The following is a 6,592-nucleotide window of genomic DNA, read 5'->3' as shown; positions in this document are numbered from 1 at the left end:
TCGAGGATGACATCCCATAAACGGCTGATCATCAAGGCCAAGCCCACGGCGCCCAGCCCCAGCCCTAATTGCTGTGCGTAAAACGGGGGCAGGTACACATACAAGGGGATGCCCATAATGGCCAAAGGAAGCCCGGTTGCCCCATAGGCAAGCACCTGCCCGAGGGACAAATTGGCGTCTCGATTCACGCCATGTCCTTGAGTTCGATGGCCGTTTCGCGCGCTTTGTTTTTGGCGATCATCGGTTTTTCGAGTAGAACTTGGGCCACGTTGATGTGTTCTGCCAGGAAACCGGCTTCACAATAGGCCAGGTAGTATTGCCATGTTCTGCGAATACGCGCATCGAAGCCTTGTGCTTCCAGCGCATCGGTATGAAGGTTGAAGGATTCTGCCCAACGGCTCAAGGTGCGTGCGTAATCCTTGCCGAAAAGGAAAGTGTCTTTGACCTCAAGACCCGCGTGGCTGGCACCTTGGGTAAAGAGTTCGATGGTGGGCAACATGCCGCCGGGAAAGATGTACAACTGGATGAAGTCAGGCTCGCGCCGATAGGATTCGAAGGCTTTTTCTGAAATCGTGATGACTTGGATGGCTGCGCGTCCACCCGGCTTAAGACGGTCGTAGATGGTCTGAAAATACGTGGGCCAGTAGCGTTCGCCGACGGCCTCAAACATCTCGACCGAGACGATGTGATCGAACGTGCCGGTTTGATCACGGTAATCGCGGAGGAAAAATTCAGCCTGCGCGGGGTGTTTGACGCACGCCATTCGCTCGATGGCAAATGCCTGTTGCTCAGTGGACAAGGTAATGCCGGATACGTGAATCCCTTGGCCCGTCGCTTGCTCGGCAAAACCACCCCAGCCGCAGCCGATTTCAAGAATATGGTCGCCCGGTTTGGCTTCGAGCGCATCGATCAAACGTTGGTATTTTCGTGCTTGCGCTTCGGCCATCGGTTCATCGGGGCGGCTGAAAAGGGCCGACGAATAAGTCATGCTGGGATCCAGCCACAGACGGTAAAACTCATTGCCCAAATCATAATGGGCGGAAATATTGCGCCGACTGCCCAGCTTGTGGTTGCTTCTGAGCGCATGTTGCAGGCGGTGAATCAGCCGTGCCCAAAATCCGGCACGCAAGTCATTGCGCATCACATCCATATTGCGTGCGCCGATTTCCAGCAAACGCGTGAGGTTGTCGGTAGAAAAATCACCGTGAATGTAGGCTTCGGCAATACCAATATCGCCCAGTCGAGCCAGACGAGATAATAACCGGGCGGGGTGATGCAGGCGCCACTCCGCTTTGAGCTCAGGGTGCGTTTGACCGGCAAACGTGTGTTCCTGACCTTCATCGGTGAGCACGCGGATCTGCCCGATGCGTATTCCACCCAGCAGTGAATATACCCATCTGGCCGAGATCGGCAGTTCAAGGACGTTGTTTTTCATTGCTTTTATTTGGCTTTGGGACATGAGCTTATCTCCGAAGACGGTTTTGGCGGTGATTTATGGAAGACACCGCCCTTGAGCCATATTTTCAAAGCGTGCCAATGAATCAGACCGATCACTTTGAGTGTGAGAAAGGGAATTCTTATTGCCTCAAGCCAGAGCCGCCCGTCGCTCAATGGGCGACGATGCGCATGATGCGTTGCGACCAGCGTCAGTTCTTCACCGATTTCGGTGAGCGCATTTTCCCGAATAGAAACACTCAGCCGTTCGGCGGGTTGGTTGAATTTAAAGTGATAACGCATCGCCATATCGAGGAATGGGGATACGTGGAAAACCTTGTCTGCGCTGGCCTGGAACGGCAGTTCCAATGGCCTGCCCTGGTCGTGCAGCAAATAATGATGAAACTCGCCGAAGGTATTGCTCACCTCGCAATCAATCGCCACCAATTGCTGCGCGTGGTCAAAGCAATACCAGACATTGAGTGGGTTGAACTGGTAACCGAGCACGCGGGGATAGGTGTTGATGAGCACGCGCCCTTGTGAAATATCAAAACCTTGATCGGCGCAGGCCTGGTTGATCCATGCTCGCAGAGATGCTTCTTTTTGACGCGGCCCCAAATCACGTGCATGGACTGAAAACAGGTTGAATCGATTGGCCGACAACCAACGCAATGCGGGAAAATTTTGTTCATAGTCGTCCAAATCGACCAGCAGGCTGAACACGCGATACTCGAAGCGGTAAGCCGGGCCACGCATCCGCTGGTGCATGACTTTGCCGATGTACAGTGTGCTACCGCTCATTTATTTGCCTGCCAAGGTGGCGTGATGCCAAACGCCAATGCAATGTTGACGGCAGATCTCAAGCCATCTTCATGGAAGCCATAGCCTGTCCATGCACCGGCGTAATAACAGTTACGGTGGCCTTGCAGTTGAGGTAATTGCTGTTGGGCACGACTTGTTTTGGCGTCGAATACCGGGTGGTGGTAGGTGATTTTTGCTCGGATCAGTTCAGCGCGCGGGGGCTGAAACGGATTGAGCGTGACCAGCCAGTCGGAGGGTGTATCCAGTTGCTGAAGATGATTCATCCAGTAGGTAACGGCCACGGCCCGGTGGCCGGACGCTCCTTTTTGACCTAGGTAATTCCAGCTTGACCAAACAGCGCGGCGGCGAGGCATAAGATCCTTATCGTGATGCAGATAAGCCTGGTTTTCCTGAAAGCGGAATGCACCCAGCACAGCTTGCTCATGCGCGTCTGCCTCATCCAGTGCGGCTAGTGTCTGATCCGCATGACCGGCAAAGATACAGGCGTCGAAGCGTTCGCTGGTTTCGGGAAGATAGATGCCATCCGGCTCTCGAATCACCCGGTTGATGGGGCAATTGAGGCGATAGTTGAAGCGTGCGTCCTTGAGCATGGCATCGATGTAGCTGCGCGAACCGCCCTTGATCGTTTCCCATTGAGGCCGGTCGTTGACATTCATCAAGCCGTGGTTTTCGAAAAACTGCAAAAAACTGAGCGCGGGGAATTCGAGCATGACTTCAGTGGGGCAAGACCAGATCGCCGCTGCCATAGGCAAGAGATAGTCGGCACGTAGACCGACACCAAAGCGTCGCCGGTCCAGAAAGTCACCCAAGGATTCGTCTTGGGGAAATGCAGGGTCGCGAAGCGCCGCTTTGCCTTCACGATTGAAGCGCAGGATATCCCGCACCATTGTGATGAATCTGGCGCGTATCAGGTTGATTTTCTGCACAAAAAGGGTGGACAGGTCGCTGCCGCCATATTCAAGGCGTCCTTGATCCAGACTCACGCCGAAAGACATCTGCGTCGGTTTAGTTGCGATGCCAAGATGCGAGAGCAAGCCGGTCAAATGGGGATAGTTGGGACGGTTGAACACAATGAATCCCGTATCCACCGAAACAGGGTGACCCTGATCTTCAAACCGATGGGTATGCGTGTGGCCACCGAGGTAGTCGTTTTTTTCGAACAGGGTTACTTCATGTTTGCCACCCAGAAGCCAGGCAGAGGCGACTCCCGCAATACCGGAGCCGATGACGGCGATCCTTCGAGGGCGGTCAGCAGGCGTCTGTTTGGTTGTATCCATTATTTTTTGTTCGCTTGGCGGCTCGGTTGAAATGGTCGTTACAGTTCATATACGCATGAAATCTGTTTGCGGTTGCACACTTGTATGTACAGATTATGTATAACTAATGTGCAACCATGTCCCTGACCTTGGATCCTGTCCAGCAAACTCCTCTTTTCGAATCTGCAGGGGCATGATGCGCTTGAGCTGCCTGAGGTCATGTTTCGAGAAGCGGTCTAAGCTCTGGGGCTGGTGGCCATAATTTAGGAGAACGAAATGCCGAATGTTGATCATTCTCGACAGCGCGTGACATGGATCGTTGGCGGCAGTAGCGGCATTGGTCGTGCCCTGGCTGAAGGGTTGCTGTTGCAGGGCGATAGGGTGGTGGTATCTGCGCGCCATTTGGAGGGCTTGGCGGATCTTACTGAGCGGTATGGCGATCAAGTCCAACTCATTGCAGTGGATGTAACCAAGCCGGAGACTCTGGATAAGGGATTGTCCGAATTATTGGCACGATGGGCGCGCATTGATCGCGTGATCCTCAATGCGGCAGATTATTCCCCAATGAGTCTCGCCGACTTTGATCCCGCGTTGTTTGAACGCTTGATGCAAATTAACTTCATGGGCGTGATTCATGGTATCAACGCCGTGCGCCAACAATTTTTACAGCAAGGCGCGGGGCAGATTCTGATTACTGCGAGTGTCGCCGGTTTCAGGGGGTTGCCGTATGCCGCCCCATACGGCGCGACCAAGGCGGCACTGATCAACATGGCAGAATCACTGGCTCCAGAGTTCGCACGGAATGGGGTTCTGCTGAGAGTTATCAATCCGGGCTTCGTGCGGACGGTACTGACCGCCAAAAATGACTTCGAGATGCCGGGCATACTCGAGCCGGAAGAGGCCGCGCGCCTGATTCTCAAAAAGCTTGATCGAAGAGGCTTTGAGCTGTTGGTGCCCAATGGATTTGGTTTTGTGATGAAGCTTATTCGCATCCTGCCTTATCCACTTTTTTTCGCCTTGACCCGTCGGATGCTTAAACCATGACCGCAAGTTCGTTATCAGCGTCAGCATTGAAGGCGGCGGCCTATAACTTTGCCGAGGTTATTCGTCACCTTGATGCGGATGCCTTGGATGAATTGGCGCGTGTGTTTTCTCCCGAAGCCCGTTTCAAGGATCCATTTAACGATGTGATTGGGCGCGACGTGATTGTTCGCGTGTTCGCACACGGTTTTCGGCGCTGCCCGAAACTACGATTTCTGGTTGAAGAAATGGCTTTCGTGCCCGACGCTCAAGTGGTGTATTTTTATTGGCGTTTTTGTTGCGGTACGCCGGAACAGTTGACACTCACAGGCGTCAGTCGAGTCGTGTTCGATGAGTTTGGCTTGGTTATCGAGCATATTGATTACTGGGACCCGGCAGAGCAGGTGTACAACAAGGTACCGCTTCTCGGCGCTATTCTTCGCTGGGTGCGCGGGCGGTTGTCGTCCTGATTATCTCCTCGGCGAAGTCATGCTGCCCGCCGGTTTATGTATTCAGCAGGACATCCATCAAGCGTTTTCCCGCCGACTGCGCGGACTCATCCTGAGCAAACGAGAGCAGAACGGGCCTGTGTTTTGGCGCAGCCCCTTGTTGGGACATGAGTTCGGGAAGCCATCTCTTAAGACTGCCGATATTGTCCGCGTCCAGATGCGCGGGGCGTTGATTGAGCACAATGGCCGCGATGGGGATTGCGCGACGGGCGAGCGCTTCAATATGCGCAAACAGCGTGCTCAAGGTGCCGAGTCGGTCCGGGGCAATCAAAATGACGGGCAGTCCCGTGAATGTTGCCAGCGCACAGTTGAGTGCATCTTCTGTCAGTGGCGATAGCGCCCCGCCCGCCCCCTCGATAATCCAGAATTCACGCAATGCAGCGTGCCGATTGTTGCCTGCATCTTTCAAGAGCGGAGCAATATCTTTCTCGAACTGTAGGGATACGCCTTCGCTGGCGGCTGCCTGGGGCGCGGCCACAGGCAATGTGAAGCGTAACGGGCAAACGTCATCCAGTGTGTCCACCTGTCCTGCGGCAGACCACAGTAACGAGGCATCTGCTGGCACGAGTGTGTCGGTAATGATCGAACAGCCGGTTTCTACAGGTTTGCGCACGCGCACATGAAAACCGCTTGAGCGTAGCGCTTGCGTCAGTGCGCAGCCGACGAATGTCTTGCCCACGCCGGTATCGGTGGCCAGAACCACCACGCCGCGCGCGGCGGCTGGCGCTGGTTGAAGTTCAGTCAAGTTTGGTGCCGGTCAGCAGGCGGTAGGCTTCGAGATAGCGCGATCGGGTCTGCTCGACAATATCGGCCGGGATTTGTGGGCCGGGTGCTTTCTTGTTCCAGTCCAGTGTTTCCAGCCAATCGCGGACGAATTGCTTGTCGAAGGACGGCGGACTTATGCCTGTTTTGTACTGATCGACTGGCCAGAACCTTGATGAATCGGGTGTGAGCGCCTCGTCGATCAGATGCAGCGTGCCTTGGTCATCCAGACCGAATTCGAATTTGGTATCGGCAATGATGATGCCGCGTTCCAATGCGTATTTCGCGGCTTCCTGATAGAGCTTGATGGCGGTATCCCGCACCTGTTCGGCCAGTGGGCGACCAAGCAGGGAAACAGTGGTGTCAAAATCGATGTTTTCATCGTGATCGCCAACCGCTGCCTTCGTCGCCGGTGTGAAGATCGGTTCTGGCAGGCGGGCCGCCAGGGGCAGACCTTTCGGGAGCGCGATGCCGCATACCGCGCCGGTGGCCAGATAATCCTTGTAGCCGGTGCCGATCAGGTAGCCGCGCACGACGGCTTCGATCGGCAATGCCCTCAGTCGCTTCACGATCAGGCTTCGACCCTCCAGCAGGGCGCGCTCATCACGATCGGGGATGATATTGGCCAGCGATTGGTCGTCCGTCAGGTGATTCGGCACAATATTGCGGGTGCGATCGAACCAGAAGCGGGAAATCGCGGTCAATACCCGTCCCTTGTCCGGAATGGCCGTGGGCAGGATGACATCGAAGGCAGAAATGCGATCGGTTGTAACAATCAACAGACGGTCA

8 protein-coding genes are annotated in these 6,592 nt (G+C 54.9%); 2 read left to right on the top strand and 6 right to left on the bottom strand.

Features of this window, described 5'->3' with window-relative positions; translation table 11 throughout:
* The 4 genes from M7R55_RS07765 to M7R55_RS07750 form a co-directional block, all read right to left on the bottom strand.
* The coding region (locus M7R55_RS07765) for an MFS transporter (RefSeq protein WP_298219848.1) at positions 1–188 on the bottom strand (188 nt) is incomplete at its 3' end.
* The gene (locus M7R55_RS07760) at positions 185–1,459 is read right to left on the bottom strand and encodes a cyclopropane-fatty-acyl-phospholipid synthase family protein (protein ID WP_298219847.1); all 1,275 of its coding nucleotides are present in this window, start codon (positions 1,457–1,459) and stop codon (positions 185–187) included. The genes M7R55_RS07765 and M7R55_RS07760, both read right to left, overlap by 4 nt.
* Complete coding sequence (locus M7R55_RS07755) at positions 1,441–2,235, bottom strand: DUF1365 domain-containing protein (protein WP_298219846.1); 795 nt, start codon at positions 2,233–2,235, stop codon at positions 1,441–1,443. The genes M7R55_RS07760 and M7R55_RS07755 overlap by 19 nt, the downstream gene beginning before the upstream one ends.
* Positions 2,232–3,533 carry an FAD-dependent oxidoreductase gene (locus M7R55_RS07750; RefSeq protein WP_298219845.1) on the bottom strand — a complete coding sequence of 434 codons (1,302 nt, stop codon included), beginning with the start codon at positions 3,531–3,533 and terminating at the stop codon, positions 2,232–2,234. Before M7R55_RS07750 ends, M7R55_RS07755 begins: the two co-directional genes overlap by 4 nt.
* Positions 3,534–3,788: 255 nt before the next feature.
* Here M7R55_RS07750 and M7R55_RS07745 point away from each other — a divergent pair, with 255 nt between their 5' ends.
* Positions 3,789–4,556: an SDR family NAD(P)-dependent oxidoreductase gene (locus M7R55_RS07745; protein ID WP_298219844.1), complete on the top strand. Its 768-nt coding sequence runs from the start codon at positions 3,789–3,791 to the stop codon at positions 4,554–4,556.
* On the top strand, positions 4,553–5,002 hold the full coding sequence (locus tag M7R55_RS07740; protein WP_298219843.1) for a nuclear transport factor 2 family protein: 450 nt from the start codon (positions 4,553–4,555) through the stop codon (positions 5,000–5,002). The genes M7R55_RS07745 and M7R55_RS07740 overlap by 4 nt, the downstream gene beginning before the upstream one ends.
* A 34-nt stretch (positions 5,003–5,036) precedes the next feature.
* Here M7R55_RS07740 and bioD read toward each other — a convergent pair whose 3' ends face one another.
* Both bioD and M7R55_RS07730 read right to left on the bottom strand, forming a co-directional pair.
* Positions 5,037–5,786 carry a dethiobiotin synthase gene (gene bioD / locus M7R55_RS07735; protein WP_298219842.1) on the bottom strand — a complete coding sequence of 250 codons (750 nt, stop codon included), beginning with the start codon at positions 5,784–5,786 and terminating at the stop codon, positions 5,037–5,039.
* Positions 5,779–6,592 (bottom strand): phosphoribosylaminoimidazolesuccinocarboxamide synthase (locus tag M7R55_RS07730; RefSeq protein WP_298219841.1); only part of this gene is annotated, 814 nt, incomplete at its 5' end. The genes M7R55_RS07730 and bioD, both read right to left, overlap by 8 nt.

The sequence above is a fragment of the Halothiobacillus sp. genome (genome assembly GCF_027346185.1).
GTDB lineage: Bacteria > Pseudomonadota > Gammaproteobacteria > Halothiobacillales > Halothiobacillaceae > Halothiobacillus.
Note: the sequence above shows the minus strand (reverse complement) of the source record. Positions and strands in the feature narration are given on the sequence as shown.